The sequence below is a fragment of the Bdellovibrio sp. GT3 genome (genome assembly GCF_037996765.1).
GTDB lineage: Bacteria > Bdellovibrionota > Bdellovibrionia > Bdellovibrionales > Bdellovibrionaceae > Bdellovibrio.
Map to the genome: position 1 here is coordinate 1,475,202 of NZ_JBBNAD010000005.1, position 26,068 is coordinate 1,501,269.

Genomic DNA, 26,068 nt, shown 5'->3' on the forward strand with positions numbered 1-26,068 from the left:
TTCTATGGCGGGGTGGCCAACAGGGGAGTTGCAAGGATGCGGCGCTTGTAAGCGTCTTGCATCAACAGTCCCAGTGGCGTGATTTTCAAATAGAAAGCCTTGCCGCGATTCCCGGGTTTCACCCCTGGTAAATCCAACCCTGAGGTGGAGATCGGTAAAAAGATCTTTTGTACATCGTGAGCGGCATACACTTCAGTGACTTCATTCGTGGCATCGTTCGCCAGGAAGTAACTCCAGCCCGTGGCATTGTCATGAACCGCATCAATCCAGGTTTTGCCAGTCGGATAATTCGTAAATGTGGTCAGGTCATGCACCAGATGAATCTTCGGGGAGGCCGGGCTCGTTTTGGCAGTCACTTGCAGCACGCGGCCCTCATCAAACACCAGAAGCTCACCAGTGGAGTCTTCCTGCATACCAAAAATTCGGGCAAATCCCACACCCAAAGCATCGGCGCCATTGGTGAATGATGTGGCACCCACGGCTCCCGTTTTGCCAGCAATGGCCACGATAGAGTTTGTTGAGGTTGAAGCCAGTGAGCGGTAGATCGCCAAATTTGAAGTGTACGTGTTATTGCTATAGCCCACGAAATAGAAATTTGTGTCAGCCATGTAGGTGGCCGTGGAGCCCCAGTCCCAAATAAGATTTGATCCGCGATTAAAGGATGTTCCCAGAGTTGGCACAGTGCCAGACAACCCGGTGTGCATGTTGATCGTGCTGTTAAGATCTGCATCTGTGGCATCTGGCCACAACGCAGGCGACAGATTCACGCCCTCCCATTTGTAACCACCAGTCGAGCCGGTGTTCATCAGGATTTTACTGCCATCGTTACTTAGCTCCAAAGAACCATAGGTGTTCAATAATGAACTAAGAATGGACGGATAGGACGTGTCGATTTGTGAAATGAACGGAGTGCCAGGAGTTGTGGTGGTGTCCACTTTCATACGGCGCAAATGGCGAATACCGCGAGTGTATAGGTACTTGTTGGTGGAATCATAGGCAATACCAGCGATAGAGGTGAATGCCACCATGGATGGATCCGAGCCATTACCGTAAGTCAGGAATGGTGTTCCGCCAATCTTATTGGCTGACCATGCCGTATTGTATTTAATCTCAAAAAGTTCATTCGTATCGCGGGAAACAACGTAGACCGAGTTTTCAGAGCCTCCCATGGTGGCTTGAAATTCTGTGATTTTAAATGCGGGCAATTCCACATAAGAACCGCCATAGTTTCCTGTTGCCGTATCAACAAACGCCACGCGATTACCGCTGCGCACGTTAAGCATACAGAAATACTTGGAAGTGTCGCTGCCAAGGTACACCACACGCGAGCAGGGATTTGAAACGGCTGCCGAGGCAGAGGAAACCACCCATTTGCCAGTGCCGGAATTGTAGTCCATGCTGAAGCGATCAGTCGCGGATACTGAAGTACGATGATAGATGTAAACGCGGCTGCGATCCGGAAGTACGGAAATCCAACCGTTGTATTCCATCAAGCACTTAAGCCCGATAGCGTCGCCGACATCGCCGATGCTTGGTGTGGTGGACACGCAATCAGGCGTGTTACCGATAATCAGTTTTGGAACGCTGGATACGTTGTTCAGATCGATCTCGTAGTACGCTTTTACACGCACTGTCGTCGAGTAATAGGAAGGGAAGTAATAGTACCCGGATTTCAAATAGGCATCGTAAACCGGATTGGAGATCTGACCACTGTCATTTCCGTTGAGCTCGGGCACGACGCGATTCCAGACAATACTTTTATCGCTGATTTTAACCCGGGTGATGGTGCTGCAAGGACCGGATACGATCGTCATTTCGCCGTTGGTTATATCAATAATTCTGGGAAGATTGAATTGGGCCACGGTGCTGGTTGGACAACCTTCCATACTTCTGTCGCCCAGCCATTCGCTGACGATACCGGTCTGGCGATCCATTTTCATGATAGCGTGGCGCAGACGGGAACCATAATACAAGTTCGAATTCCCATCGGCAAAGACACCGTTGGAGCTGGAAATATCAGCGGCACTGATGTGAACCCCGTATTCCAGATTACCCGGGTCCCCCACTAAGATTTGCCAGCTTGAGTTTTGAATTGCAGACAGGGCCGTCGTGATAACGCCGCCTTCAGTTTTGCAGGCGACCAGAACGCGAATCGGAGTGGTGCCTGAAATTGTCTGACCACGCGGCGTGGTCGCAGGAATTGTCCAGTTGTAAGTTCCTGAAGCCGCCAACGCAGTCTGTGTACTGTCGGTGATTTTGAAATAGCTAAGACCGTCATCGATTGTATATTGGATACTGGAAATAGGACTGCTGGCCAGATCAATTTGCGCGTCTGTACTTGTGCAATTCCAGGTGATCGGCATGATTTGGGCTGGAAGATAAATACCCGAACCCGAAGGCGAAGTGACTCTGATAGTGGGAGGCGTACCCAGCTCCAGGCTGATGTTATCAGAGACACTTATCGACATGATACCTGCATTGTTTTTAATCTGGCTCCAAACCACCTGATTACCCGGAGAGGAACTAAGAACGTAACTCATGCCGGTTGCAGAGTATGGCACCCAGCCAACTCCGTTATCGACGTCTGGATCGAATTGCGTGGTTCCAAAGCGCATCCATGACGTGACTGAGGTTGAAGGCGTGACTGTCAGCATGGCATTTACGGAAGTAATACTGACGATAGCGGCCCCATCAGCCAAAGAGAAAGACGTGATGAGCGGTCTTTGCGACTCGATAATCAGATCCTTGATAATACTTGTTTGGTTGCCCGCTGAATCGGTGGTCGTTGCGCGCAGTTTGGCCGTGGTTAAAACCAAAGGCGTCGACCAAGAGTAGTTAAAATTATAATTGCTGGCACTGGTTGCAGGCATGGCCTGCGTGGAAAGTGCTGACCAGGTCACGCCAGCATCGGAGCTGAATTCCAACAGTGTATTCTGGGAGGCGGAGGTGTGAATATCACTGACTCTCCAAGTAACGGTCTCAGTTCTGTTGACTCGTAAATCCGTGGTCGGCGCAATCCACGCCATGACCGGTGGGGTGACATCCAGAATGACCGAAGTGGTTCCTGCGGTTGCGGAAATATTTCCAGCAGAGTCTTTGGCCCAGACGCGAAGGGTGTGTGTGCCTTCACCAGTGATCGTAAAGTTATAAACCAGTGGCGTGGCGCAGGCCACCCAGTCCGAACTGCCAACAGCAGGAGAACCCACGGCTTCGGTGACAAGTATCATTGCCGTATCGGTGCAGTTCGCGACAGAAAAACCAACAACAGGATTGTTGGTGATAGCAGCAGTGGTCAATGTCACTGATGGTGCAGCTGGGGGAGTGTTGTCGTAGGTGAAGGCTGCTGGTGTGGTCGTTGCAAAATTTCCAGCGGCGTCCTCTCCGTAAAGGCGCAAATATCCGGAAGCTGATGGCGTGTACCCGGTATAAGGGGATGCGGCCGCGGTCAGTGTCGCAACATCAGTGTAAGTGACATTGTCAGCTGAGTACTGAAGAGTTAATTCGGCAACTCCTGAAGTTGCATCGGATGCGGAGAACGTCAAACTCATGGCGCCGCCTGAAATCGCCGGGACCCCGGATAGACTCAACGTTGGAGGTGTCATATCCAAAGTGACATTCACGGAAGTCGCAAGTGAAGAAATATTTCCTGCCGCATCCTTGGTCCAAAGATAAACAGTTTTACTGCCGTCACCCAATGACAATGTATAGTTGGCACTTTGAGAAGTGTTGGTGCTGCAAGTTCCAGAGAAAGCCGCGGAGGACACTCCAGCTGAAGTGGCACTTTCTGAAATCGCGAAGGTCGAAAAAGTATCACAGTTGACGAGGGCCGCGCCGGTGTTAAGAACCAAAGTGACTGCGGTCGAGTTTGTCACGGCAGGCGTGGATAAAGTCACGGCTGGTGAAAGGGCTGGGAATGAATTGAGTATACTAATATAGATAGGGTGCTCAAGAACTGCGTAACCCGCATCAATGGCGCCACCACCATCATCCGTTCCGACTTTTAAAACCAGTGTGTTTGCGCCTTGAGTATTTTTTCCCGGAGTAAAAGAGTAAGAAGCCAGGGTGCCATCAGAGTTGCCATTTAGAATCCACTCGTAGGCGGGTGTATAGCTGCCATACCAGTGCGACACCGTAACGGAGTGAGTTGCGGCACTCATTTCGTTGTAGTTGGCCGGTGCTGTCAGTGTATTTATTGAAGGTGGTACCAACGCCACAAAGTCTGAGATGTCATTCAAATTTAGAATTGCCACCAATTGATTTCGCTGTGTCGTTCCGCCGACGGCAATCAGGTTGTCGTACACTTCGGACAAGGATTCGGAAGTATCCACAGCAGGAACTGCGGTCACGGTGGAAATCAACGCTTCAATTTGTTCGTTACTTAAGGACTGCAGGGATCTGATGCCCGGTAGTTGAACGTAGGGAATAAGGCCCACCAAACTTGAAGCATAGGTGATGTCCTGATCACCGAGCCCTGTCACGGGTCGCGAAAGTTTCTTGCCGCAGGTGTCGGCTTTCAGGATGTATTTGTCACTCACTGAAGGTGGCGCAATACCCGGGAAGCTAAAGGCAAAAGAATAATCCATAGTGGTCGTAGCCAGTGCGGTTTCATTCACTGAGCCATCTGAATTCAAACTATGCAGGCTGATTATACGATCGCCAGCCGGGCAAGGTGCCGCCGAAGTGATACCTGGCATGAAGACCTTTCCGGATAGGACGGAAGTTGAGTCTTGCCAGATGTTAAGTTCGATACTGCAGGCAGTAAGCATCAGATATATGAGTACGCTCAGATATTTCAATATCTGTAGTACCGAATTCCTGAATAAAACTACCAGATTCCAAACGTGCATACTTAGACTTATCGGCCGAACCTGAGCAAAGGACAGAGAGAATCGTTAAGAAACTTTGATAAGTGACTTCAAATCATAATTTGGAAATTTGTTTTGAGACACCGTACGATTTCAAATTGCGATTTTTAATTTATATTTCTAATCAGATCGGAGGAGTTGAATATGAGTGTGAGAAATGTCGTATTGGTATCACTGCTAGCTGTAACTGCGGCTGTGGTAACACGAAAATTCCTGTTTGAGGAAAAGAAGAAAGTGACTCCAAATTCTGACCGATCGACCCCATATGATTTGGATGCGATGGATGATGATTCTTTTCCCGCAAGCGATCCTCCATCATGGAGTGGTGGTCACTACCACTAACTACCATAATCATAATGAGGAATAACTACTCCGCTTTACGTGAGCAAAGATATTGGGCGTCGGGTTCGTCTTTGCGGCAGGTGTTTTCAACCTCGTCCCAGCAACCCCGGCGTTCCTGACAACGGTCTTTGGCGACTATGTCCTTCATGAAAAAGATAAAGCCTACGGCGCAGATTAATATGAGTACGACGATGATGTCGTTAGTTCGTCTCTTTTTGATACATCAACTCCTGAAAAAACGTACAGTTAGAGCCTTTGCGCCTATACTATCGGCTGGTTCCACGAAAAAGTTAATGTTCAGAACCAAATTAAATGCAAATGGAGTCCTCCCGTGAAGTTGATCGTTTCTGTGGCAGTTGTGCTATTGTTTGCCGCTTGCAGTACCAAGGCCCCTTCCGACCGATACATTATCAATTCCATTAAGACCGCCGACCTAGATAGCTCCAAGTCTATCTCTCGCAATGAGTTCAAAATGTATTTCCAAGGGCGTTTCAGTCAAATCGATGCCGGAGATACGGGGAAGCTGTCAGCCAAAAAATTGTGCCCGGCGATCCTCGCCGAACGAATTTGTGAAGGAGCGGACGTGAATCAGGATAAGTACATCACGATTGATGAGCTCTATAACCGCCTGGATGGAGAGTTTGACCGGGTCAATAAAGACGGAAAAGGTGACATTTCTTATAAGGAATTTCACGAGGCGCTGCTACCGTAGTGCCAATTTGAAACCGCTCTTTGAGGTGCTTTCGCTCCCTAATTATCAAAGTCTTGCTTATTTAATCATTCTTTTCTAAGACAGAGCTGGCTTCGGGCCCTGTTTAGGAAATGTTATGTCTTTAGTTTCGTTCGTTTTGGTTTCGTTGATTTCTGTTGGTTCTTTCGCTGCTCAGATCCCTGACTTTTTGAAAAATCCATTTGCTGCAACTATCACTTCAACTTTGGTGACTGCCGAAAGCGCTTCGTCCTTTCAGCGTGGTCAGGTGACGTTGCTTCCATCCCGTAAGTCAGTTCCATTGATGGAGCGAGCTGTTGATTTCAACTATAGCTTCAGATTGCGCGCAGACGAAAAAGCTCCGTTGGTCTTCCTGATCCCAGGAACGGGCGGAACTTCTGAATCTGCGGGTGTATTGTTAATTGCAGAGCAACTATTTAAACAAGGTTACCACGTGGTGACCGTCGACAATCCATTTTCATGGAGATTCGCTGTTGCGGGCAGTAAAAGCGGTTTGCCCGGCTATACTCCCCGGGACGCAGCTGACCTTTACGTGGCTTTTAAGAAGGTTGCCAAGACTTTGAAAGCGGACCATGGAATTCAACCACAAAGTTATTCTTTGCTGGGCTACTCTTTGGGTGGTTTGCAAAGTTTGTTCATCGGTGAAATCGATCAAAAGGTGCGCGCTTTTGATTTCCAAAGAATTCTGATTATTAATCCACCGGCGAATTTGTTGTATGCAGTGGAAAGACTGGATGCACTGGCTGATGTGAAAAAGCAGATGACTCCGCAACAAAGACAAAACGTGAACTTCAAAGTGCAACGTGTGACCGGCGCGGTCACCAGTGGCAAGGTTAGTTTGCGTGATCCCATGCAGATGGATCAGATCTTTAAACAAGAGCGCTTCACTGATCTTGAGTTGTCCTATTTGATTGGAAACGAATTTCATGACAGCCTGGGTGGGATTATTTTCTCGACTCAGCAGGTTTCTGATTTGGGTATTTTGAAAGTTCCAGCGACCAAATACAAACGTAATGCCCGCAATGCGGAAATTTCGAAGTATTCGTTTGCCCAATACATGAATCTTTTCCTGCTGCCGACCTTGAAGCGCACGCATGGTGCTGACTACACGGTGGAGCAACTGAACCACGAGGCCAGCATCTTTGGCATGGCCGATGTTATTCGCTCCAACGAGCGTATCTACATGGTGACCACAGTGGATGACCTTTTCTCAAAGCCGGCAGATATTGCTTGGATGCAAAAGCAATTTGGCAAGCGTGCGCTGGTGTTACCATTTGGTGGACATTGCGGTTTCTATTCGTTGCCGGTCTTCAAGGAACACCTGAAATCGATCTTTTGATTTTTGTCAGATAGATTGATTCCACACAGTCACAGCCCAGGGGATTGGCTACAATCAACCCCAGTGAGGTAAGGCTGTGTATGAGATGAACTTGTGGGTTACGATTGCCTGGGTGGTCGGTTTGCTTTTGGTGGCGGCATTTGTCGGCTATAAATTCGGCAAACGATTTGGGGTTCCAGATTCAAACTCATCAATGATTCCCACTTCGATTTTGGGCTTGTTGGCTTTGATTCTTGGATTCACGTTTTCCATGTCAGTAAATCGATTTGAAAATCGCCAAAAACTGGTTTTGGCGGAAGCCAATGCCATTGGCACGACATATTTGCGGGCTGATTTTTTGCGAGACCCCCACTCAAAGAACATTAAGAAATATCTCAAAGAATATGTCGATGTACGGCTTAGGATTCTGCAGAAGTTTCCTGATGAGGCGGAGAAAAACGCAGTCGCACAGGAGACCGAACGCATTCAAGGTTTGATTTGGGGGGAAACGGTGGCGGCTTCTCGTTTGGAAACAAATGTTCTGACGGGTTCTTTTGTGACGTCTCTGAATGAAACCATCGACCTGAGCGCAAGCTGGGATTTCATTTTAAGAAACACCGTTCCCGGATTGATTTACTTTATGATCATTTGTGTTGCGATCACAGGCACCTTTTTTCTGGGATATATGAATGGCGCCAATGGTGGAGGTTCTCATGTCGGCATTCTGGCGCTGGCGGTTTTGTTTGCGTTGGTTATTGCGCTTATCGAAGATCTGGATCGTCCCCGCCGTGGAGTTGTGCATGTCAACCAATCCAGCTTGTTGCAATTGAAGCAGCAGATATCCAAATAGAACCAGTTATAGAGTGATGTCACCATGTGCCAATTGTCAAAGCTGATGCAAATCAAATAGAAATCCATTTAAAATTCCTTGTCATTTAAAAGGGGATTTTAATGAAGAGTTTTTTAGCATTGGCTGTATTGGGTCTGGGGCTTTCTGCTCAGGCGCAAAGCTTGGATTTGCAGCAGGACGCGCCGTCGTTAAAATGGCGGACGATTTCAAACGATGTGGTTCAGGTTATTTATCCTGATATCTTTCAAGCAGAGTCTGTTTATGTGGCAAACTTGGTTGAGCACTATTCCAAAGTTGTAGGTCAAACCTATGGCATTCAAAAGCCGAAGCAGTTTTCGTTGATCATTCGTGCCGAATCAGACCAGGCCAATGGCTTCGTGACCCTGGGGCCGCGTCGCAGTGAGTGGTTTGCTTCCAATTTGTATTTCCCGGCTATCGGTGCTTCCGAATGGTTTCAAACTTTGTCTATCCACGAGTATCGCCACGTAAACCAGTTTGATTATTTCAACCAAAGAACCGTCAAAGGGTTGTACTACATCATGGGTGATGGTGGTGAGCAGCTGGCTGCTTTCTTATCTCTGCCATCTTGGTATTTCGAGGGTGATGCGGTATGGACCGAGACAAAGTACACTGATTCCGGCCGGGGACGTTCCCCGCGTTTTATCGCGCGCATGAAGGCTTTGGTCTTAAGCGATAATATTCCAACTTACGATCAGTTTCTGAATGGGACTTATACAACCAAGGTTCCTAATCAGTATGTTTATGGTTATGCATTGATTTCCTATGCGACTCAAAAGTTTGGCGAGAACGTTTGGCGTGACGTGATCTACGACGTTGCCAAGTTTCCAAATCCGTTCCGTCTGTATTCCAGCTTTGAACGTGTGACCGGCCAGGATTTTGAATCCTTCTATAATGAAACTATAGCCGATCTTAGAAAAAAATGGGCTAAAGATGCGCCGGCACAGTTTGCACATGAAGAGTATCGTGATCGTATTAATCCGGTAAAATCCGGCGACCATCTTTACTATGTCCGCCAGACTTTGGACACTCATACAGAGATCATCAAGGAATCCAAAGGTCAGACAGAAGTTGTGGCGAAGATTCCTTTTTCCAAGGAAGTAAGTTCAATCTACTTCGGAAAAAGCAAAGCAGTCTATGCAGAGTTTATTCCGGATGTCCGTTATGGTCATAAAGGCACGACGGATGTGGCTATGATTGATTTGCAATCGGGGGATAAGGAGATTCTGGCAAAAGGTCATCGAATCTATAATCCAAAGCTAAATGCTGATGAAAGCAAAGTTATCGCAATTGAATTTAACCTGGATCAATCCTGGAGAATTTCAGAGTTCGATTTAAGCGGTAAGAAGCTGCAAAGTTTCACGTTGCCTGAAGGCAAGGTCACTGAAGCGCAATACCTGGATAATGACACTGCAGTATTGATCATGACTTCGAAAACGGGCGAAAAATCAATTGCCACATTGGATCTAAAGTCCCACAAAGTGAGCAAGGTATTGATGCCGCCTTCACGCAATTTGGTGAATGGTCTGTACGTTGATAACAAAATGAATATTCTGTTCGAAGCACAGTATAAAGGCGCGACAGATATTTTCCTGATGAATAGTTCCGGAGTCAGCCGTTGTACGGAGTCCAAGCTCGGAGCTTATACTCCCTCGTCCGATGGTGAAAGTCTGTACTACAGCGAGATGGATACTTACGGCTCAACGGTAAAAAAAGAATCGCTGACAGCTTGTAAATCCTTTGCAGCTGCAGAACTGATTGATTTTAAATACCTTGGCGACAATGCCTCTGATAACTACAACAAGTTTCCAATTCAGAAATTCCCGGAGCTGACTCAGCTTCACACTCAGAATGCAGAAAAGTATCAGTCTGAGGAATATGGTGACTTCGACAAGCGTCTGCTGATCCCGAATTCCTGGGGTTTTATGTATGACAAAGGTTTCAACCTTGGTTTTAGTTCAGACAACTACCTAAGAACATTGAGTCTGGGTGCTAATATCGGATCTGATGCGCAGGAAGGCCAAAGCTACGCCGGTCTGGGCTTTGCGATTAAAAAGTTCTACCCTTTATTCGTGCTGAATGCAGAGGATCGCAATCGTAAAATTACTGATATCGATTCAAATGACATCAGCGAATGGGAAGAGGGTAATGCCGGGATCACGATGTATGTTCCTTACACAAAAAGAAAAGGGATCTATACATTTAATGTCATGTTGTCTGGTGACGGGCAGTATACTGATGCGCAAAATTATAAATTTGACGAGGTGGAAGTCGCAGGAAGCAATTACTTCTATAAATCCGGCGCGCAGCTGGCGATGAGCTGGGGCCAGGATCAAAAACCAAGATCCCTGATTGCACCGTGGTTGTTAAGTTACTCTATCAGATATGACAATGCGGAACAGCCATCAGATTCCCGCTATTCCGGTTATCGTTCGTTCGATGAAGCTGTGGTTCAAACGCCAGGTGTGTTTACAAACGATGGATTGCAATTCACATACAGTCATCAAAATCAAAACGACTCACAGTCCGCTTATCGTTTCCTGCCGGGCGCAAGCACACTGGGTTATGCGTTCTCCAGAGGTTACAGCTATAAAGACGTGGCCGAATATAAAAAGATTTCTGCGAACTATGTCTTCCCAATTGCTTATCCCGATTGGAATGTGCCGAACTGGATTTACGTAAATCGCGTTTACGCTAATTTGTTCTTTGACTCGACGGAGACCAGTTCTCAGGTTTATTACACTCCTTTGAACAGTTACGGTGGGGAATTGCATTTTGAAACCAAACTGTTCAGAATTGTTCCGACAGTTCTGGGGGTTCGTGTCGTGCAAAGAATGCTGGACGAGGAAACACGCGTGGAGCCTTTCTTTGGCTTTTCAACCGGTAACCTGGTATTGGGCAAGCATCCGTTCTAGTGTTATTTGTCATATGAGTGCCTGCGACTTTACATCTTTCGTCGCAGGCAGGGCCCACCGATAATAAAGCCGAGGTGGTCAGATGAATCCTTGGCATGACGTCGACATGGGCGAGAACGCACCAGAACTGGTGAACGCTCTTATTGAAATTCCCAGATTTTCCAAAACAAAATTTGAACTTGATAAAAAATCCGGTCTGCTGATGGTGGACCGGGTTTTGTACAGCTCTGTTCATTATCCGGCCAACTACGGCTTCATTCCCCAAAGCTACTGCGGTGACCATGACCCTTTGGATATCCTGGTTCTGGGCCAAGCAGAGGTGTATCCGCTGTCCATCATGAGGGCTCGACCCATCGGGTACATGCACATGATGGATCAAGGGGAGTCAGACGACAAAATCATCGCCGTGCATGCCGATGATCCGGAGATGGTCACCGTGAACTCCATCAACGAACTGGCGCCGCACATCCTGAAAGAGATACGGAACTTTTTTGAAATTTATAAAAATTTGGAAAACAAATCTGTCGAAGTGCGGGATTTTTACGGTAAACCCGAGGCCTGCAAGGTGATCCTGGAGGCCCGGGATTTATATCAGAATATGAAAAGTGAACTGATAAAATAATGACTTATAGAAACAGGAATCCGGCAGAGATCACCACTCCAGAATAAAGCAGTGTGATCAGGCAAAATCCCATAATGTCACGGGCACCTAGTCCCGCAATTCCCAAAGCTGGTAACGCCCAGAAGGGTTGAATCATGTTTGTCCAGGCATCACCCCAGGCAATGGCCATGGATGTTTTCGCAATGGACACTCCCAACTCTTGCGCGGCGGGTAGCATGATCGGCGCTTGCACCGCCCACTGTCCACCACCCGAGGGAACGAAGAAGTTCACGATGCCGGCGGCGATAAATGTAAAAAATGGGAAGGTGGTTTGTGTTGAAATATCCACGAAGAAATTCGACATCGCACCGGCAATAGAGACTCCGTTGTCACCTTTGACCACCATTAATCCCATAATCCCCGCATAAAATGGAAACTGCAGGATGATGCCACTGGAACTGGTTGCAGCATTGCGGATGGCGATCAAATAACGGCGAGGAGTTCCGTGCAGTAGCACACCAGTGAACAAAAAGATGAAGTTCACGATATTTAAATTCAGATCCAGACCCTTCGTGAAAAAGTAATTCACGATATAGATCAACGCGATCCCTGCCAGCACCAGCGAAACCCATCGTCCATTTTCAATGCGATCCGCCCAGGTCGCGCCACTTTCATCAATGTCCATGTTTTCTTCCACTAACAGCTTCGGGTCCACCGTGACCACTTCATCAGCGCGCGGATGCATAAAGCGATTCAGAAAGGGAACTGTCAAAAATAACGCAATCACAATGAACAGATTGTAGGTCGAGAACAAAGTGTCAGAGACAGGGATTGCTCCGCTGACCACATTGTTGGAGGCTTTGGCTAAAGCACCATCGGTGGCAATGGTTAGCGGGATGGAGCCGGAAAGTCCCCCGTGCCAGATCAGAAATCCCGTGTAGGCAGAGGCAATCAACAGGCGGTAGTCGACATTCTTAACTTTCCGTGCGATTTCCTTCGCAAAAATGGCGCCGATTACCAAACCAAAACCCCAGTTGAACCAGGAAGCTGCCAGAGAGACGAACGACACCACAAGGATGGCTTGTGAAGGGGTGTGTAGTTTTGAGGCTATAGCGGACAGTGCTCTGGCGCAGGGGCGGGAGTTCGCCAAGGCGTGCCCCAGAACCAGCACTAAAATCATTTGCATCGAAAATCCCAGCAGACTCCAGAAGCCCTCATACCATCCGTTGATAATCTGCATGGGCCCCATACCAGTCACCGGGAATGCTGCGATAAACACGATAAAAGTAAGCAGCGCACAGAATATGAATGGATCAGGTAAGTATTCATTTACGACTTTGACAGATAAACTGATCAGCCTGCGAAAGATGCCATTGCGGGGGGATTTTGTATTCATGGTGCAACCTCTTATGTGAATAGTTCTATTAAATATTTTTGTTCAAAGTCTGTCATGCAGGAAGTTGGTGGAGTTGTTTGTTACGAGTGTTAATTTGCAGGACCAACCATCTCTTTTATTCACAAAGGATCCTCATGATTAAGTAGACTGATGTACGATAGAATAATTGCAAGTCTCGCGTTGCTGTAAAATTCCCATAAAATCCCTAAAGTTGGCTCGGCATCAGCCCGAAGTTTTTTTGACATCAATACATCAACGAGGAGTCCGACGTGCGCAGCCGAAGTTTAAATTTCAAAATCATGGGTATAGTCGGAGTTATGACCGTGGGCGCTCTGTCGATCACTGGTGTGGGTTACTGGGGTATGGCAAGTTTGAATGAAATTCTGGAGCGGGCCACTCAAGTGACGGCGCAAAGAAGTCACAAGGACCATTCTTTAAACTCATTATTTCAGGATCAATTGATTCAGGAACGCAATTATTTGTTGAATCCGTCTGCTGAGGCTCGTCGCGAAGGTAAAACCAAAATCACAGATGGTGATAAGGCCATTCGCGACATGGTTGAATCCCGTAAAAAAATATCAGGTCCTGGTGGTTTGAAAGACCTGGCTGATTTTATGGCCCCCTATGAAAAATGGGTTTTGCTAAACCGCGAAATTATTAATCTGGTCGATACGGATCGCGCCTCCGAGGCTGTCGCCTTGCTGCTGGAGAAGGGTCGTCCCATCCGTATTGCTACCACTGCAGTGACTGACCGTATGATCGCAAGTGCGGCCGAAGATATGGCCGCCGATAATAAAGAAGCGGAAGAAGAATACGCTCGCGCCAATTCCTTGATGACCGTGGGCGCGGCCGTTTCAATTTTGTTGGGTCTATTAATGTCAGGCTTGGTGCTGCGTGCGATTGGGCGCTCTATCAATCGAGTGATCTCGGACCTTAACTCCAACTCAACGCAAGTAGGACAGGCTTCGCAACAGATTGCCAGCACCTCTTCTCAGTTGGCGGAAGCTTCTTCAGAGCAGGCGGCTTCACTTGAGGAAACCGTGGCGACTCTTGAGGAGCTGTCTTCAATGATTAAGACAAACGCAGCCAACGCAAATCAAGCCGCCAAGATGTCAGCAGACACTGAGGTTATTGCTGGCAATGGCGACAAAGCGATTAAGAAGCTTAAAGAATCCATGAATGAAATCTCCAAGGACTCAAGAAAGATTGAGGAGATCATTACAGTCATTGATGATATCGCATTCCAGACTAATCTCTTGGCGCTGAACGCGGCCGTTGAAGCTGCCCGTGCTGGGGAGCAGGGAAAAGGTTTTGCAGTCGTGGCTGAAGCCGTTCGTGCTCTCGCGTCCCGCAGTGCCACCGCGGCCAAAGAGATCTCAGAATTGATCAAAGGCAGCGTTGATAAAATTGAAGTGGGTTCCAGCGAAGTGAGCTCCAGTGCGGAAATTCTGCAGGAGATCGTGGCTTCTTCCCATAAAATGACCGAAATCAGTCGTGAGATTGCCTCTGCCAGTGACGAGCAGGCCAACGGCGTCGCCCAAATTGGCAAAGCGATGAATCAGCTGGATCAAGTGACGCAAGTGAATGCGGCAACATCTGAAGAGGCCTCGGCGGCTGCGGAAGAGTTATCAGCACAAGCAGACCAACTGAATCAAATCGTGGACCTTTTGGTAACGACGATCAAAGGCGGCGACGCGACTATCGAGATCAAGGCGGAAGGGACTTCGTTTCATTCCCAAGAGCCGCGTGTGCATGCAGAAAGAATTGCTGCCTAATTAGATTGATCTTCTTTTAAACATTGGAAATCATAGAAACATGGATTCACCTGTTAATGATCTCCTTTGGATCGAAGAGCTTTTGCCGCCCGGATACGATGCCCATCCCAAACATGGCGGCATGGCATATTACGTTGATATGAAGCTTGTGATGATTCTGGTGGAGCGTCGCGGGCTTTATGAACACAAAGGTGTGTCTTATCCTTTCGAGCTTTGGAACGGTGTGATCTTTCCTGTCTTAAAAAAAGCCCAGAATGCCTTTTTTCTGAAGTATCTGTTTTTGGAGAATCATCCGGCCAATAAAGATTGGCTGTATATTCCTGCGGACCAGGATGACTTCGAGGATCAGGTCAAGCAGATGATGCGTGAGATCTCGAAGGCAAATCCGTTGTTGGGACTTCCGGTAAAAATGGATGCGCCTGATTCCGCGGAAAAGTCAGCAGCAGCCAAGAAGAAGACCGCCAAGAAAGTTCGCGCCACCAAGAAAAGTGAAAACGCGTACTTTCTGTCTATCGCCAAGAAGCCTAAATAATTCAAACTAAGTCTTAGCCGCCAACAAACAAATCTTTTCCGCCAATTCATAGGATTTTACAAATGAAGGGATTGGCAGAAACTCGTACTTTGAATGAAAGTTCAAAGCGCCGGTGAAAAAGTTGGGCGTCAGAATCCCTTTTGCCGACAGGGCCGCACCATCGGTGCCTCCGCGCATCGGGATGACTTTGGGCTCAACGCCAATTTCCTTAAGTCCGGCAAAAATCAAATCAATCGCCCTGCGGTCTTCGCCCAGGGCACTGCTGATATTGCTATAAGTGTCAGTGATCTTACTGCTGACCGAAGCGGTCGGGTATTTCTTCTGAATTTCTGCTGTGGCGTCGGCAATTTTCTTTTTGCGCATGGCAAAACTGTTTAAGTCAAAATCGCGAATGGAAGCGGTCAGCTTGGCTTCTTGCTGAGTGGCCGTCATTCCATTAAACCAGATATAACCCTCGCGACCCGCGGTGTTTTCCGGGGTTTGGCTGCGATCAAAGAGGCTGATAAAATCCTGAGCCATTAATATTGGATTTACCAAAACACCCTTTGCTGACATCGGGTGAGCGGTCACTCCAGTGAACGTCAAGTCGGCCGTTGCGGCATTGAAGTTTTCATACACAACCTCGCCAAGTTCACAGCAGTCAATGGTGTAAGCGAAGTCCACATCAAACCGGGACAGATCCATGGCCTTGGCTCCTAAGAGTCCGATCTCCTCGTCAGGAACAAATGCGACGACGATATCGCCGTATTGCTGTTCCTGGGAAAGATTCGCAAGCAACGTCATCACCACCGCAACAGCGGCTTTGTTGTCAGCACCCAGAACACTGGTGCCATCACTGAAAATGACGTCCTGATTTTTGTAGGGCAGGATCTCGGGGTGTTCGGCGGTGCGCAGCCAGATATTTTCTTTTTTATTCAGGCATACATCCTCACCCGTGAATTTCAGGATTTGCGGATGGATGTGCGGACTCAAACCCACGTCAACCGTGTCGATATGAGTGATAAAGCCAATGCGTGGGCCGCCCTTTTTAGTGCCGGGCTTTACCGCCGTCACCGTGGCATTTTGATCGATCACAATGTTTTGCAAGCCCAATGATCGAAGTTCATCGGCCAAAAGTTCTGCAAGCTTTTGTTGTCCGGGAGTGCTGGGAAGTGATGACGCATTGTCATCGCTCTGTGAACTGACGGCAAGATATCTAAAGAAACGTTCCACTAATTGTTTTTCAAGGTTCTGAGTCATGTCGATATTGTGGATTGTCTTTTTAAAGACTGTCAACGGGGAGTCTTATACAGAAGACGACCCCGCTGTGGAAATTTAAATTCTTATTGGATTTTACCGCGGATTTGGCTGGCGCGTTTTTTATCTGAAGACAGCGCAGCAGCTTTTGTGTACATGGCATTCGCTTTTACAGTTTGCGACTGCATCGAATACGCATCCCCCAAATGTTCGGCGATAATGCTTGCCGAGGATTGCTGCGCAAAGGCTTTCTCCAGCACTTGCACGGATTCAGCAAATCTTTTTTGCTTAAACAACACCCAGCCCAACGTATCCATCACATAGCCGTCCTGCGGGTTCAGTTCCAAAGCACGACGGGCAAGTTTTTCGGCCTCAGGCAGTTGTTGATTCATTTCCGCCATTGAAAACGCCAGGTAGCTCATGCTTTGCACGTGATCGGGCTCCAGCTCCAACACTTTTTTCATTTGTTCAATCATGGCAGTTTTTTGGCCCAGTCGATCCAATATCAAGGCATGCTGAAACAACAAGCCGACGTTGTGGGAGTACTTGGAGAGACCTTTTTCCAATACACGAGCAGCCCCCAGGTAATCGGCCTTGGCATCAAGCAGGGAGGCATACATCGTATACATCTGTGCTTTGCCGGCATTCGATTTAAGACCATTTTCAGTCAGAGTCAGGGCCTGATTAACCTTGCCCTGGCCTTTGAGTAAATAAGCCGCATGCACGATCGAGTCACTGAAGTGCTCGCTGGTTGCAGGGACCATCATAAAGTTGCGAATCGCGTTTTCCGCATCCCCCAACTCCTCATAGACAGCGGCCAGGTAATAACGAGCGGCATGGGCACTTGGGCTTTGCGCCAGAATGTGCTTCAAGCTTGCGATGGCCTGAGGGTGGCGTTTTTGTTTAATCAAAATAAGCGCCATTTTCATCTGTGCTTCCAAAGAGGAGTTGGCACCTCCGGCAATGACTTCGAATTGTTCATAGGCTTTATCCATATTGCCATCGTCGATATAGATCTGCGAAATTTTGTCGGCAACACTGGCCACGAAGCCATGTTGTTTTTGGAAATCAAGGCACAAAGCAAGGGCTTTGCCGCGGTTCTTCTGTTTTAAATAAAGATCCGTCAGGGAGACCAGGGCATCTTCATAGTCGTCTTTGGACTTTAGCGCTTTTTTAAATGCCGCTTCAGCCGCCGCTTCATGCTGTGCACCTTTTTGCTCCAAGCGAATCAGACCCAGATAATAGTGAATTTCATGAGGGGCCGAGTACTTTGAATCCTTTAACAGGTTGTTGTAGTACTGCTCTGCCTTGGCGTATTCTTTTTTATCAGCATAAAGTGCACCAATATAAACGGGCGCATCAGTATTCTTTGGATCAAGTTTCAACACCGTGTTGTATTCAGAGATGGCCTTGTCATAGTTTTTTTCTGCAGAATAAAGCTTCGCCAGAACCAGGCGTGCTTCGATATTGTTGCCATCTTTTTGAACGGCAAGTTCGGCGTGCTTAAGGGCTTCTTTATTCTTTTTGGTTTTCTGATACTCAGTGGACAGGCGCAGATGAACGGCTGCGGAGTTTGGATCCAAAGCTGCCACTTTCTCGAAAAATTTAATGGCTTGCGCGGGTTTGCCCTCGCGGCTGTAAACATCACCGACAATGAATTGATAGTCAGCTTGGGCCCGCACATTTAAAGGATCAACAGGCGAGTTGGGAGCGTTGATGCTTGCTAGTTGCTGGGACTCCAACGATTTCGTGGACATTCCTGCGCAAGCGGTAAGGGTAAGCAAAAGACCAATACTTGCATTTGTTTTAACGAAAGAAAGCATCTGTTCTCCTTGTCAGGATACAGTGTAAAGAACTTTGCAGATTTATAATAAATTTGTTCTAGATCGGGGAAAGTCCTCGTCTTTTAGCCCGCTCTTTGTCGCCTGAAACTGGCCATGGGTGCGGTTTGCGTGGTTTATTGTGAGGGATGCTGTAGTAATGGTTCGGGTCAAAGGTGGTGTGTTGACTGTATGGACAGTCAGGAACTCTTTGCAAATGATCAGAACTTAAAAGGCCATAAGAGCCGGATTTGGTGTATTGTGCCGGCTTTAATATGACTCCCGATATGAGGTGATTTGTGTTTCTAAAATTTATGGTGGCAGGACTTTCTTTGAGTTTTGGTTCAATGGCATGGGCTCAGTCCGGTGTGCAAAATTTTGTAGAGAACTACGCGAAACTGCCCAAGTCCTATGATGCAGTTCAGTTTCGGTCCGAAGGATCCAAGCTTGGTAAAGGGTGCACGCTTTCTATGTCGGGCGGGTATCTGCTGGACGGAATGAAGTACCTGCAACTTGCAAATGATTTGGGCGAAACGGTTTTTGTCGCGGTTGACTCCAAGCAGACTTATTCGGGGAACACACTGAAGCTAAAACAAAGGGACGAAGAGCCAAATGAGTTCGGCGCGCCTTATCAAGTTATCAACTCTCTTAAAATTAAAGTTGATGATAGTGGCTTTCCGTTGAAAGCTGAAGGCCGAATTGATCGTCAATTCCCATATCGTGACACTAAAATTTCCTGCGAAGGTTTTCAGATTCGCTAAAAGGCACTATGAAGTTAATGGGCCACCGAGGATCCCGCGACCGGGCTCCTGAAAATACGATGCGCTCCTTTGAGGCGTTGCTTAAATCAAAAGTCACAGTGGTGGAGTTTGATATTCACCAGTGCGCCGACGGGGTGTGGGTGGTCCATCACGACGACACCCTGGATCGCACGACAACCTCATCCGGTCCTGTCGCTGTTAAGTCCTGGGAAGAGCTTTCCCAAGTTCGCACCAAAGAGGGTGATAAGCTGCCAAAGCTCGAGGACGTGCTACAACTTTATAAAAGCTCCGCCATGGAGTTGCAGATTGAAGTGAAGTCCCCAGGTAATTTTGCGAAGCTTGGCGAGTTGCTAAAACAACGGTTTGATATTTCACGGGTGACCGTCATTTCCTTTAACCATAATTGGTTGCATGAATTCAAAACCACGAATCCGGAAATTAAAACCACCTGTTTGCTTTTTGGATTACCGATGAATCCGGTGGAAATCGTTCGCGCGGCAAAAGCTGACGGGATTTCCCTGAGCGTAAACTGGATTGATGAGTCCGTTGTTAAGAAATGTCATGCACAGAACCTTAAGGTCACCGCTTGGAATGCCAACGACATTGAAGTCTTCAAAAAGATGAAAGCCCTTGGTGTTGATTTCCTTGGAACCGATACTCCATTTACTGCCATGGAGTGGGGTTGATCCCTGCCTGTTGAATTTCAGTTAAGAAATGGTTCAGTATGAAGGCCTGGTCCAGCTAGGTCTTCGTCCAGCGATTATCGTCTAGAATATAAATCAAAATAAAATCAGTATGTTATGCGACAGGGAGAAATATGAGAAATTCTAAACATGAGGTTGGAAACAGTTTGGATTACGTTCTTTGTTTGTTTCTTAACAGCAGGTGAGAAGGCCTGGGCGGTAGCTATTGAAGTTTCCAGCGGCGACACCCTCAGCGCCGTTGCGCAAAGATACAAAAACGACAGCGAGCGGATTTACGGTAAACATGGCTTCCTTGCACAGATTCTTTCCTTAAATCCTCATATACAAAATCCACACAGCATTGCACCGGGCACTCGAATCACATTACCAGAATCCGTCAAGATGACTCGCATGGTGGCCGCTGAAGAGAAATCAGCAGAGCCGTCACAGCCCGAATCGCAACCTCCACCGCAGATACAACCTTCACCTCAGCCTCAAGTCACAGATTTTGTATGCAAATCTGAAAAGACGCTGGATCGGGATGTCGCTTTTGCTTTGGGGATTGATTTTGTATATTCCAAAATCGAAGCTCGTGATGTGTTAAGTGGTGGCAAAGCAAGTTACGTGTCTGATTTGATGAATCGATATCGTCTGTCCCTGGTTATGGAGATCGTTCCACAGATTCTATGGAAGACTGAATTCTCCATTCAAAAAAACAAATACCTTTCACCGGACGCGACGATCACATTGAACGATGCGCCAGATACCAAGCGCGGTGAAGTTTCGCTTGAAAAAATCTGGGACAGCGGGTTTCACGCACAAGTTTCAGGTGGCATTCGTCAGCAGATATTTGTGCGCAGAGAATCCGCGAGCCTTTATCAATGGGACCTTTCAACTATACCGTTTATTGGATTGGGAATTGGCTATGATTTCGCCAATTGGCGAAACCATACATTGGGGGTTTCAGGTCGTTTCAACTATCTTATGTCTCAAGGGTCGGGAGTTCAAAAAATTCAGGAAGGAACTCAGTCCGAGTTTGATCTTCATCTGCGGACACAAAAGAACGGTCTTCTTTTGCAGCAACATGTGGGGGTTTCTTATGAGTCCCAGGATTCTGAAATAGTTGAGCAAAAGATGACCGAAGTGCTTTTCGGATTTTCATTGGGGTATGCATTCTGATGAAATATAAATTCGGTACATTTCTTATTTTAGCTTTTGCAATTACCGGATGCAGCAACCCCCTGGGGGATTCATCGAAAGCCGATACTGCATTTTCCCCCGGTTACGAGTCGCCGGCGCCAACACCGACACCATCTCCAACTCCCACACCATCTCCAACGCCTGTGGCGGTGGCAGTTGCCGTGGTTACGGATCCGACCGACGCAGTTGCAGATAATAATTTATCCATGACTGTTCAGATGAAGGACTCTGGCGGAAATGATATCGCTACTTCCGGAGTCGTAATTACCGCAGCCCTCAGTGCGGGGCCATCCGGTGCGGTTTTGGAAGGAACGACCACCGCAACTACCAATGCCTCGGGACAAGCGGTGTTCACCAATCTGCGAATTAAAAAAGCGGGAAGTGGGTACGTACTCACTGCCTCAAGTTCTGGTTACACCTCAGATACCTCATCGACATTCGCGATTTCACCGGACGCGGCCTCAGCATCGACTTCGTTAATTTCCGCTTCTGTAGCGAATATTCTTCCTGACGACGTCGATGCCTCTGTCGTGACCGTGACCTTAAAGGACGCCCATGGAAACACTATCAGCGGGCAAAGTGTCACTCTTGCGACTGGTTCAACCGGAGCAGCCCTCACTCAGCCGTCCGCAGTGACCAATGCCAGTGGGGTAACCACAGGATCTGTCACGGGCACCACTGCCGGAAGCAAAGTCATCAGTATCAGCAACCCGGTGGGATTAAGTTCACTCACAGCGACGGTGACGGTGCAGGCTTTAAGCCTAAATCAAACGTGGAATTTTAATTCCGCAAATTCAGCAAGCTATACACTGTCTGATACAAGCCTTGAGTACACGGCTTCCCTTTTAAGGCTTCGGGATCTCAGTGTCGATAACAGCAATGACACCTCTTTCGGATTTGGTGCTGCTGCCAGCACCACGAACACGACATGGACCAGCCCCAATGGGTTACACCTAAACGCCACCGGAATGAGCAGTGGCTCAGGAAGTTTGACCTCGCGACACTTTACTTCGGCAGCGAACATGGCATGGACAGGGCTTTCGTTTACGTCTCTGATTCCCGCCGGTAAAAAGCTGCCCAACAATCGTGGTGTGGAGACCGGCTATGGCTCGGGCAACGTCGATATGAGCAGTAACTTATTGCTGCTTCATCTTGATGAAAGCAGTTGGGCCGGGGGGACTACATACGATGTCACGGACAGTTCCGGTCGCGGGCACACTGCCAAAATTACCGGAGCGGTATCGGTCAGTAACAGTGGAAAGTTTGGAAACTCGGCAAACTTAAACGGCGGATACATCGAAGTCCCGGCGCACACAGAACTCTCGGGAATGGCTGATATGACTTTTGAGGCGTGGATCAAACCGGCAGTCGGCGCAATCAATGGAAATCCAGCGCCACTGGCATCGTACCGCGTGGGTTCGGGTGGTACGAACTACGCATTTGCGATCTTTGCCTATACCAGCAAGTACCTGAATATCGACATCAACTCATCGACCAATCGCTACACTTCAACCTATGTGGTTCTTGAAAATGTTTGGCAGCACATCACCGTGACATTTAAAGGGTCAACGAAAGTGCTGACGTTATATGTGAATGGCGTCAGTGTCTGGACTCAGACGACGTCACAAAGTGCGATTTCGACTCCGGATCCAACACAAGCCTCTTTTTATATCGGAGCGATGAAAAGTAATACCAACTACTATAAAGGTCTGATTGACGAAGTCGCATTCTATTCCCGCACTCTGGGGTCAACCGAGATCCTGGATCGCTACCAGCGGGGCGCCATGCGATCCAAGTTCCAAGTTCGGGCCTGCACCAGCAGTTGCACCACAGAACCTTTTGTGGGACCGGATGGTTTGTCGACCAGCTTTTATTCTGAGTTTAACAACACCACGCTGTCGAACATCACCAATTTAACGATACCGGGATTTACCGCCGAAAAAGACTTTCAATATAAAGCGACTCTGGAAACAGATTCGGTTTCGTTGACTCCCAAAATCAGTTCGGTGTCGGTGACGCCAGTGGTGTACAGTATTTTAAGTCCATCGGTAACCAGTTCTGAGATCACTTACAGTTACCTGCACAGTTTTGCCGCCAGCAGCTCGGGCACTGGGGGAGTGAAGTATCAGTTACTTCGCAATGGCAATCCTTACTATCATGATGGCAGCGGCTGGGTTGCCGCCTCGGGAAGCTTAACCGCAAACACGGTGTCCGAAGTGAATGCCAACATCAAAAGTTTTCATCGTGAAGTGGGCACGGGGGCTTTAAAGATCCGCGCTTATTTTACCTCGGGAGTATTTGGCACAGACCCGATGTCCCTGTCGAATGCAGTGGTTACGGGGATTCCGTAGTTTCCATGGCATCTTTAATCGCGCGCAACAGATCTGATTTATTGATTGGTTTTGTCAGGTGGGCATTGCAGCCGGCTTCCAGGGATTTTTCCACTTCCTCGCGCAGGGCATGAGCCGTCAGGGCGATGATCGGTTTCTTATATCCTTGCTCACGCAGCTTGGCGGTGGCCTGCAGTCCATCCAACCCCGGCATTTGAATATCCATCAAAATAAGATCGAATTCCTGAGCTGTTGCCAAGCGGACCGCTTCAAAACCGTTGTTGGCAAAGGTGACGTTGAAATTATCAGAATTCAAGTAGGCACGAATCAGGATTTGATTGTCTGGTGTATCCTCGGCCAGAAGCACGCGAACTGTCTGACCGGCAAAATCCGCCAAGGTCACTGTTGGTTTTGGTTTTTTAGTTGTTGGGATATTCGCAGAGTTCAGGTTCTCTTCGGCCTCGGTGGTCAGAGTGAAAAGGAAGGTGCTGCCAACTCCCACGGTGCTTTCAAGTAAAGACAAATTTCCACCCAGGGCGCGGGCAAAGTGGCGTGACAAGACAAGTCCCAGTCCGGTTCCGCCGAATTTTCTGATGATCGAAGAGTCCGCTTGTCCGAAGGCCTGAAAGATCTGTTTTTGTCCGTCTTCAGAAATACCGATCCCGAAATCCTGCACTTCAGTGAGGAGGCGGACCTTGCCGTTCAGTCGTTCAGCTTTCACCCGGATCTGAATGGGACCTTTTTCTGAAAACTTCACGGCATTGCCAATCAAGTTTACCAGGATTTGGCGCACTCGCACGGGATCCGAATAGATGTAAGCAGGGAGTTCTCCCGTTTTTTCAACTTCAATGGTGATTCCCTTTTTTTGCGCAAGCAGGGAAAGGGATTTTGTCACATCCTCGACCAGGCTGTAATAGGGCATCAGGGACTTTTCAATCGGCATTTTGCCGGCTTCAAACTTGGATAAATCCAAAATGTCGTCAATGATGCGCAGTAAAAGAGTACTGTTGTTTTGAATGCGGGCCAGAAGGATTTCCTGTTCGGCATTCAGTTTCTCTGCTCCCAATAAATCTGCAAAACCCAGAATCGCATTCATCGGTGTGCGAATTTCGTGGCTCATATTAGCCAGGAAATTCATTTTGGCCTTGGTGGCATCCTCGGCTTGTTCTTTGGCTCTTTTTTCCCGAATCAGAGCTTGCTCCAGATCAGCAGTGCGTTGTTGCACGCGAGTCTCAAGCTCCGCCTGTGTTTCCAAAAGTCTTTTCTCAATTTCTTTACGATCTGTGATGTCCTGAGTGGTGCCGACAATTTTCAGGACGTTACCTTGCTCATTCAGTACAACCTGGCCACGAGTTTGCACAAATTTAGAGACGCCATTTGGAAGTCTGATTGCATGATCGAAATTGAAAGATGTTTTGCTTTCAACAGCGTTGTGTATGGCCTGGCGAATATTTTCCAGGTCCTCGGGAGCAAAGTGTTCATTGAAGGAGTGCGAGTTTACCGTCGTGTTTTTTTCGAGCCCATAAATATTGTACATCTCTTCGGACATACTGATCGTGGATCCATCGATACTTCGCTCCCAACTTCCCAGTTGGGCAATCTGTTGCGCCTCTTTTAATAAAATATCACGGCTGGAGATCGCTTCACGGGCTTCTTTTGCTCTGCGGACCAGGATTCGCGCAAATCCGGAGGCGATCAAGGCTACAAATAAAATCATGAAGGTCGCGGCAATAACCACGTTCGCAACCGATTGCGTTCCAAGGACCACACCTTTGTGCAGAGGAGTGAGCTTGTCTTCGTAAACGAACTCAGCCGCAGCCATTCCCGTATAGTGCATGCCGGAAACTGCAATTCCCATCAGCAAGCTTGAAAACACATGCAGCAGATTGATTCTTTTTGTGGTTCGGAACATCAGCGATACGCCCAAGGCGGCAAACGACGCCAGGGCCGCAATCAAAACCGAAAGAGCGACTAGGTCCATGCGCCAGATAATTCGTGCGGGCATTTCCATCGACGCCATGCCGATGTAATGCATTCCCGAAATTGCGACCGCCATCGAAAGGCCACCTAGAATCAGGCTCAGGATTGAGACCTTGACGCGGTTGACGATGTAGAAGGCCACCAGGGATGCGCCGATTGCGACGACGACGGAAAGAATGGAAAGTCCCAGATCGTAGCCGATGGTGACCCCGGGCATCTCCATGGCCAGCATGCCGATAAAGTGCATACTCCAAATGCCCAATCCCATAGCAATGGCGCCACCCAGCAGCCAAAGGGGATTGTTTTTTTCTAGGGACTCTTTGATTCGAAGAACGACATTCAAGGCAACAAAGGCCCCTAGCGTCGCAATCAGAATGGATAGGGCGACGAGCTCCTGATTGTAGGCGTGGGTCATGACTTCTCCGAACTTAAAACCGCCGCACAAAATGAACTCCTCGATACTTTGTTGTCTTCATTAAATTAACCAAATGAACACGGGTAATCAAACAAGATAACATTTGATTCATGTAATGAATGATCCGCCTAAACTAATCCTTAGTACGGGACCTTTATAATGGTAGTGAACTGCTTTGAGGTAGCTATGACGGACGCATGAAGATGTCTTCACATCGGAGCGGTGCAAAACCGAACCGAATGGCTGGTCTTGAGACGAGACGGTACCTGTTGCTTTAGGAGACAGAGACCCTCTCTGGGGG

The 26,068-nt window shown here is 47.9% G+C and carries 18 protein-coding genes; 12 read left to right on the forward strand and 6 right to left on the reverse strand.

The window, feature by feature from the left end; translation table 11 throughout:
• Positions 1 to 2 precede the first annotated feature (2 nt).
• Complete coding sequence (locus tag AAAA73_RS14615; RefSeq protein WP_340599212.1) at positions 3 to 4,796, reverse strand: hypothetical protein; 4,794 nt, start codon at positions 4,794 to 4,796, stop codon at positions 3 to 5.
• Between the two features lie 213 nt (positions 4,797 to 5,009).
• Here AAAA73_RS14615 and AAAA73_RS14620 point away from each other — a divergent pair, with 213 nt between their 5' ends.
• Entirely contained in the window at positions 5,010 to 5,207 is a 198-nt protein-coding gene (locus AAAA73_RS14620; RefSeq protein ID WP_340599213.1) for a hypothetical protein, read from the forward strand.
• Positions 5,208 to 5,232: 25 nt separating this feature from the next.
• Here AAAA73_RS14620 and AAAA73_RS14625 read toward each other — a convergent pair whose 3' ends face one another.
• Positions 5,233 to 5,355, reverse strand: coding sequence for a hypothetical protein (locus AAAA73_RS14625; protein WP_340599214.1), 123 nt, complete (start codon positions 5,353 to 5,355; stop codon positions 5,233 to 5,235).
• A gap of 183 nt (positions 5,356 to 5,538) precedes the next feature.
• Between AAAA73_RS14625 and AAAA73_RS14630 the strand changes: the two genes are divergently transcribed.
• From AAAA73_RS14630 to AAAA73_RS14650, 5 genes are all read left to right on the forward strand, one after another.
• The gene (locus tag AAAA73_RS14630; protein WP_340599215.1) at positions 5,539 to 5,919 is read left to right on the forward strand and encodes an EF-hand domain-containing protein; all 381 of its coding nucleotides are present in this window, start codon (positions 5,539 to 5,541) and stop codon (positions 5,917 to 5,919) included.
• A gap of 115 nt (positions 5,920 to 6,034) precedes the next feature.
• The gene (locus tag AAAA73_RS14635; protein WP_340599216.1) at positions 6,035 to 7,276 is read left to right on the forward strand and encodes a hypothetical protein; all 1,242 of its coding nucleotides are present in this window, start codon (positions 6,035 to 6,037) and stop codon (positions 7,274 to 7,276) included.
• Between the two features lie 85 nt (positions 7,277 to 7,361).
• A complete protein-coding gene (locus AAAA73_RS14640; protein WP_340599217.1) occupies positions 7,362 to 8,105 on the forward strand; it encodes a bestrophin-like domain in 744 nt (247 codons plus the stop codon).
• A gap of 101 nt (positions 8,106 to 8,206) precedes the next feature.
• Positions 8,207 to 11,038 (forward strand): hypothetical protein, encoded by a 2,832-nt coding sequence (locus AAAA73_RS14645; protein WP_340599218.1) that lies wholly within the window; start codon positions 8,207 to 8,209, stop codon positions 11,036 to 11,038.
• An 82-nt stretch (positions 11,039 to 11,120) separates the two neighbouring features.
• Positions 11,121 to 11,660, forward strand: a complete 540-nt coding sequence (locus AAAA73_RS14650; RefSeq protein WP_340599219.1) for an inorganic diphosphatase — start codon at positions 11,121 to 11,123, stop codon at positions 11,658 to 11,660.
• Between the two features lie 4 nt (positions 11,661 to 11,664).
• Here AAAA73_RS14650 and AAAA73_RS14655 read toward each other — a convergent pair whose 3' ends face one another.
• Positions 11,665 to 13,035 carry a short-chain fatty acid transporter gene (locus tag AAAA73_RS14655; protein WP_340599220.1) on the reverse strand — a complete coding sequence of 457 codons (1,371 nt, stop codon included), beginning with the start codon at positions 13,033 to 13,035 and terminating at the stop codon, positions 11,665 to 11,667.
• A gap of 269 nt (positions 13,036 to 13,304) precedes the next feature.
• Between AAAA73_RS14655 and AAAA73_RS14660 the strand changes: the two genes are divergently transcribed.
• Both AAAA73_RS14660 and AAAA73_RS14665 read left to right on the forward strand, forming a co-directional pair.
• The gene (locus AAAA73_RS14660) at positions 13,305 to 14,810 is read left to right on the forward strand and encodes a methyl-accepting chemotaxis protein (RefSeq protein ID WP_340599221.1); all 1,506 of its coding nucleotides are present in this window, start codon (positions 13,305 to 13,307) and stop codon (positions 14,808 to 14,810) included.
• Between the two features lie 40 nt (positions 14,811 to 14,850).
• Complete coding sequence (locus tag AAAA73_RS14665) at positions 14,851 to 15,342, forward strand: hypothetical protein (protein WP_340599222.1); 492 nt, start codon at positions 14,851 to 14,853, stop codon at positions 15,340 to 15,342.
• A 6-nt stretch (positions 15,343 to 15,348) separates the two neighbouring features.
• Here AAAA73_RS14665 and pepT read toward each other — a convergent pair whose 3' ends face one another.
• Both pepT and AAAA73_RS14675 read right to left on the reverse strand, forming a co-directional pair.
• The gene (pepT, locus tag AAAA73_RS14670) at positions 15,349 to 16,581 is read right to left on the reverse strand and encodes a peptidase T (RefSeq protein ID WP_340599223.1); all 1,233 of its coding nucleotides are present in this window, start codon (positions 16,579 to 16,581) and stop codon (positions 15,349 to 15,351) included.
• An 83-nt stretch (positions 16,582 to 16,664) separates the two neighbouring features.
• Positions 16,665 to 18,401, reverse strand: coding sequence for a tetratricopeptide repeat protein (locus AAAA73_RS14675; protein WP_340599224.1), 1,737 nt, complete (start codon positions 18,399 to 18,401; stop codon positions 16,665 to 16,667).
• 296 nt (positions 18,402 to 18,697) lie between these two features.
• Between AAAA73_RS14675 and AAAA73_RS14680 the strand changes: the two genes are divergently transcribed.
• The 4 genes from AAAA73_RS14680 (at position 18,698) to AAAA73_RS14695 (ending at position 23,393) form a co-directional block, all read left to right on the forward strand.
• Positions 18,698 to 19,159, forward strand: a complete 462-nt coding sequence (locus tag AAAA73_RS14680) for a hypothetical protein (protein WP_340599225.1) — start codon at positions 18,698 to 18,700, stop codon at positions 19,157 to 19,159.
• Between the two features lie 8 nt (positions 19,160 to 19,167).
• Positions 19,168 to 19,845 (forward strand): glycerophosphodiester phosphodiesterase, encoded by a 678-nt coding sequence (locus AAAA73_RS14685; protein WP_340599226.1) that lies wholly within the window; start codon positions 19,168 to 19,170, stop codon positions 19,843 to 19,845.
• A 147-nt stretch (positions 19,846 to 19,992) separates the two neighbouring features.
• Positions 19,993 to 21,021, forward strand: a complete 1,029-nt coding sequence (locus AAAA73_RS14690; RefSeq protein ID WP_340599227.1) for a LysM peptidoglycan-binding domain-containing protein — start codon at positions 19,993 to 19,995, stop codon at positions 21,019 to 21,021.
• Complete coding sequence (locus AAAA73_RS14695) at positions 21,021 to 23,393, forward strand: LamG-like jellyroll fold domain-containing protein (RefSeq protein ID WP_340599228.1); 2,373 nt, start codon at positions 21,021 to 21,023, stop codon at positions 23,391 to 23,393. Before AAAA73_RS14690 ends, AAAA73_RS14695 begins: the two co-directional genes overlap by 1 nt.
• On the opposite strand, the gene AAAA73_RS14700 is transcribed toward AAAA73_RS14695, so the two are convergent.
• Complete coding sequence (locus tag AAAA73_RS14700; protein WP_340599229.1) at positions 23,377 to 25,797, reverse strand: MHYT domain-containing protein; 2,421 nt, start codon at positions 25,795 to 25,797, stop codon at positions 23,377 to 23,379. The genes AAAA73_RS14695 and AAAA73_RS14700 overlap by 17 nt on opposite strands.
• Positions 25,798 to 26,068 lie beyond the last annotated feature (271 nt).